This window comes from Stenotrophomonas sp. 05L414_2, assembly GCF_056397905.1.
In genome coordinates this window covers 1-3,419 of record NZ_JBFTOJ010000263.1, presented here as the reverse complement: position 1 = coordinate 3,419, position 3,419 = coordinate 1, and the positions used below count along the sequence as shown (strand labels likewise).

3 protein-coding genes are annotated in these 3,419 nt (G+C 65.5%); 2 read left to right on the top strand and 1 reads right to left on the bottom strand.

Annotation, left to right across the window (positions count from 1 at the left end; all coding sequences use genetic code 11):
* On the bottom strand, positions 1 to 1,325 hold a 1,325-nt coding region (locus AC1DJN_RS21285; RefSeq protein WP_478040125.1), incomplete at its 3' end, for a TonB-dependent receptor.
* Between the two features lie 181 nt (positions 1,326 to 1,506).
* Between AC1DJN_RS21285 and AC1DJN_RS21280 the strand changes: the two genes are divergently transcribed.
* Positions 1,507 to 2,910, top strand: coding sequence for a GntP family permease (locus tag AC1DJN_RS21280; RefSeq protein ID WP_313113604.1), 1,404 nt, complete (start codon positions 1,507 to 1,509; stop codon positions 2,908 to 2,910).
* A gap of 87 nt (positions 2,911 to 2,997) precedes the next feature.
* The coding region (locus AC1DJN_RS21275; RefSeq protein ID WP_478040123.1) for a CE1 family esterase at positions 2,998 to 3,419 on the top strand (422 nt) is incomplete at its 3' end.

The following is a 3,419-nucleotide window of genomic DNA, read 5'->3' as shown; positions in this document are numbered from 1 at the left end:
GGACGGGTGAACGTCGCATCCGAGTAGAAGCGGTTGAGCAYGATCGCGCGCTTGTCCTCGTCGGTGTAGCGGGCGCCGACGTCCAGCTTCAGCTTGCTGGTCAGGTCGAACGTCCAGTCGGCGTACAGCGCGATGCTGTCGGTGAGCACCTTGCCACGGGTGTCGCCGAACTGCAGGTTGAAGAAGTTGTTGCGGATCTGTCCACCGGCCTCGCCACTGAACTGGTACAGGCCCACCACGCCGCGCACGCGGCCGCCGGCATCGTAGTTCAGCTGCACCTCGTTGCTGACCTGGTCGTCATGGTAAGTGCCACCTACATCGGCCAGCTTGACCGGCGTGCTGTCGAAGTCGATGTTCGCGTCGCTGTCCGATTCGCGCTTGGCCACCACGTATTTCAGCGCAACGTCTTCGCTGGGCCGCCAGTTCACCGTGGCCGAGGCGCCCTTGGTCTCCACGCTGTTGAGGTTGCGCATGCCCGAGCGGATGTCGTAGCGGTCATCCATCGGCGGGTAGGCGCGCACGAACGGGTTGGGTGCCAGCATCTTCGAGCCACGCATGCCGGACTGGTCGTCGATCCAGTCCAGGGCGAACTGCACGTCGAAGTCGTCGCCCGCATACGCACCCAGGTTGAAGCGCGCAGCATTGATCTGCTTGTCACTGACCGGCTGGTTGGTGAAGGTGTTCTCGCCGAAGCCGTCACGATTCATGCTGGCCACCGCCACGCGCGCACGCAGGCCGCTGTCGGCCCCGCCGATCGGGCCGCCGATCGCCGCCTTGGCGTCCAACTGGCTGTAGTTGCCCACGGTGATCTGGGCGAAGCCTTCGGTCTGGGTGGGCAGGCCGCGCGAGATGTACTTGATGGCACCGCCGATGGTGTTCTTGCCGTACAGCGTGCCCTGCGGACCGCGCAGCACCTCGATGCGCGAGACATCGAACACGTCCAGCAACGCACCCTGCGGACGGGCGATGTAGACGTCGTCCAGGTAGATGCCCACGCCCGGGTCAGCGCCCCAGGTAGGGTCGGACTGGCCAACACCGCGGATGTAGGCGGTGACCGTGCTGCTGGCGCCGCGCGCCGCGTAGATGGTCAGGTTGGGGACCTGTCCATCAAGGTCGCTGATGTCCTGGACGTTCATCTTGTCCAGGGCTTCGGACGTAAAGGCGGTGACGGCAACCGGCACCTCCTGCAGGGTTTCCTCGCGCTTGCGTGCGGTCACCGTGATGCTGTCCAGGTTGGTGGCCGAAGCGGTGCGGGCGGCTGCCGGCGCGCCCTGCGGTGCGTCCTGCGCCAGAACCGGCCCGGTGGCCAGCAGTGTGCCGATCATCAGGCTCAAGCAATTCCGTTTCATTCGGTCCTCCCCCAAGGCATGTACGCGGCGAATGGCCCATTGCCACCCATGGACGCTAGGCTAGCGGCGCGGTTGCGCACCGGCGAGTGGACCTAGGTCCAGTCGGCAGCGGTCGCCAGATCCGGATACTGGGCGCGTCCCCACCCGGAAGCGCCGTATGTCGTTACTGATCGTACTTGCAGCGCTGGCCTTCCTCATCCTGGTGGCCTACCGCGGTTACAGCGTGATCCTGTTCGCGCCCATCGCCGCGCTTGGCGCAGTGCTGCTCACCGATCCCTCGCTGGTGGCACCGATGTTCACCGGCTTGTTCATGGACAAGATGGTTGGCTTCCTCAAGCTCTACTTTCCGGTGTTCCTGCTGGGCGCGGTGTTCGGCAAGCTGATCGAACTGTCCGGCTTCTCCCGCTCGATCGTGGGTGCGGCGATCCGCTTGTTCGGACCGCAGCGGGCGATGCTGTCGATCGTGCTGGTGTCGGGCCTGCTCACCTACGGCGGCGTGTCATTGTTCGTGGTGGTGTTCGCGGTCTATCCGTTCGCGGCCGAGATGTTCCGCCAGAGCAACATCCCCAAGCGCCTGATTCCGGCCACGCTGGGGGTGGGCGGCTTCAGCTTCACCATGGACGCATTGCCGGGCACGCCGCAGATCCAGAACATCATCCCGACCACGTTCTTCGGCACCGATACCTGGGCGGCTCCGGTGCTGGGTACGCTGGGCAGTGTGTTCGTGCTTGCGGTGGGCATGGCCTACCTGGAGTGGCGCCGTCGCGCGGCGGCGCGCAGTGGCGAGGGCTACGGAGACCCGGCCACGCTGGTGAACGAGCCGGCACCGTTCGCAGGCACGCATCTGGCCCACGCGGGCATTGCCGTGCTGCCGCTGCTGCTGGTGTTTGTGTCCAACAAGCTGTTCACCCTGGGCATACCGCACTGGTACGGTGCGGAGCACAGCTTCGTGCCGTCGATCATGGGCAGCGCCGCGCCGGTGGTGCAGGGCGTGGCGAAGATCACCGCAATCTGGGCCGTGCTGGGGGCGCTGCTGGTTGGCATCCTGTCGGTGCTGGCGCTGGCCTGGCGCCCGGTGGTCACCCAGTTTGCCGAAGGCACCAAGGCGGCGATCGGTGGTGCCGTGCTGGCAGCCATGAACACCGCCTCGGAATATGGCTTCGGCGCGGTCATCGCCGCGTTGCCCGGCTTCATGGTGGTGGCCAACGCGCTGGGGGCGATCAGGGACCCCCTGCTGCATGAAGCGGTCACCGTAACCGGTCTGGCCGGTGTCACCGGCTCTGCATCGGGCGGCATGAGCATCGCCCTGGCGGCAATGTCGGAGACCTTCATCGCCAACGCGCAGGCTGCCGGCATCCCGATGGAGGTGCTGCATCGTGTTGCCGCGATGGCATCCGGCGGCATGGACAGCCTGCCGCACAACGGTGCAGTCATCACCCTGCTGATGGTCACCGGGCTGACCCATCGGCAGGCCTACAAGGACATTTTCGCAGTGACCATCATCAAGACCCTCGCGGTGTTCGTGGTGATCGGCATCTACTACGCCACCGGCTGGGTTTGACAGCGGCGTCGCAGCACCCTCTGGAAGGTCGGTCCACGAGGATTTCCGGTACCACTTCATCCACGACTCACGCATGAGGATCTGGTCATGAAATCTGGAATCGATTCAATCAAGGCGCTGATGCTGCTGCTGTGCACCTGGCTGGCCACCACGGGCGCCGCCTCTGCGGCAGACCCACCCGGGCATTGGGACGTTGGCCTGTACGGCAATCTGTTCGGTGCCCGCGAGTACCAGGTGTGGGTGCCGGCCGGCTACGACGAAACGCGGCCACTGCCCCTGTTGCTGGTGCTGCACGGCTGCGTGACCGGGCCGAACCTGATGGGCGAGGCCTCCGGCTTCAACGAGGTGGCCGACACCGAAGGCTTCATCGTGGTCTACCCGCGGCAGAACGTCACCTCCAACCCCGCACGCTGCTGGAACTGGCAGCTGCCGATCAACCAGGCACGCGACAGTGGCGAAGCCTCCATCCTGGCCGGCATCGTGGACAAGGTGAAAGCGGGCTACAGCAT